2 protein-coding genes are annotated in these 1263 nt (G+C 59.5%); one reads left to right on the forward strand and one right to left on the reverse strand.

Annotated features, from left to right (window positions below; genetic code table 11):
• On the forward strand, positions 1-585 hold a 585-nt coding region (locus A5686_RS00450), incomplete at its 5' end, for a class I SAM-dependent methyltransferase (protein ID WP_067929809.1).
• A gap of 60 nt (positions 586-645) precedes the next feature.
• On the opposite strand, the gene A5686_RS00455 is transcribed toward A5686_RS00450, so the two are convergent.
• Positions 646-1263 (reverse strand): class I SAM-dependent methyltransferase (locus tag A5686_RS00455; protein ID WP_067929810.1); only part of this gene is annotated, 618 nt, incomplete at its 5' end.

Here is a 1263-nt window from a genome sequence, read left to right on the forward strand (position 1 = left end):
ACGCTCTCGGAGAACCAGGCCGAGCACGTGCAGAAGTCGTTCGATCAGATGGACACCACCCGCAGCAGGCGGGTGCTGCTGGAGGGCTGGGAAAAGTTCCACGAGCCGGTGGACCGGATCGTGTCGATCGGCGCGTTTGAGCACTTCGGTCGCCAGCGCTACGGCCGCTTCTTCAAGATGGCCTACCAAGCGCTGCCGCCAGGCGGAGTGATGTTGCTGCACACCATCGTTCGGCCGTCGTTCAGGGATGCCCGCGCCAGGGGCATGAAACTGACCCACGAGATCGTCCAGTTCTCGCAATTCATCCTGGCCGAGATCTTTCCCGGCGGCTGGCTGCCGACCCCGCAGACCGTCGGCGAATACGGGGTCACGGCGGGCTTCGACCTGACCCGGGTCCAGTCGCTGCAGTTGCACTACGCCAGGACACTGGATCTATGGGCCGAGGCGCTCGAGGCGAATCGCGAGCAGGCGTTGGCCATCCAGTCTCAGGAGGTCTACGACCGCTACATGAAGTACCTCACCGGCTGCGCGAAGCTGTTCCGGGAGGGCTACACCGACGTCAACCAGTTCACGTTGGAGAAGTGACCGGCTCACCATAGGCACTCAGCCCCAACGGATCACCGTTGTGCGCTGAAATGCTGTGAGCTACTTGACCAACGTGAATTGCCCCACGTTGCTGATGCCCTTGCGGAAGAAGTTCTCGCACCCGGTCAGATAGTGCATGTACTTGTCGTAGATCTCCTGGGACTGGAGAGCGATCGCCTTCTCCTTGTTGGCTTCCAGATTCGCCGCCCAGATGTTGAGGGTCCGCGCGTAATGCTCCTGCAGCAGCTGCACCCGCTCGATCGAGAAGCCCGCGGCCTCGCCGAATTTGAAAATGTCTTTCTGCGCCGGCAACTGACCCCCGGGGAAAATCTCCTGGCCGATGAAGCGCGCGAATCGAATATCGCTCATCGTCAATGTGACGCCCAGTGCGGGATATTCCTGCCAGTGATACATCAAGATCGTATGCAAAAGCATCCGGCCATCATCGGGAAGGATGTCGTAGGCGCGTTCAAAAAATGCGGAATAGCGTTCCATCTTGAATGCTTCGAAGGCGCCGATGGAGACAATCCGGTCGACTTTGTCTTCGAACTCTTCCCAGCCCTGCAGGCGCACCTCGATGTTGCGGTTGGTCGGCAGGCCGGCCAGCTTGTTCTTGCTGTACTCGAACTGGTTGCGGCTCAGCGTAATTCCGATGACATTGACGTCATATTTCTCGTC

This window comes from Mycobacterium sp. E2479, assembly GCF_001667925.1.
Lineage (GTDB): Bacteria > Actinomycetota > Actinomycetes > Mycobacteriales > Mycobacteriaceae > Mycobacterium.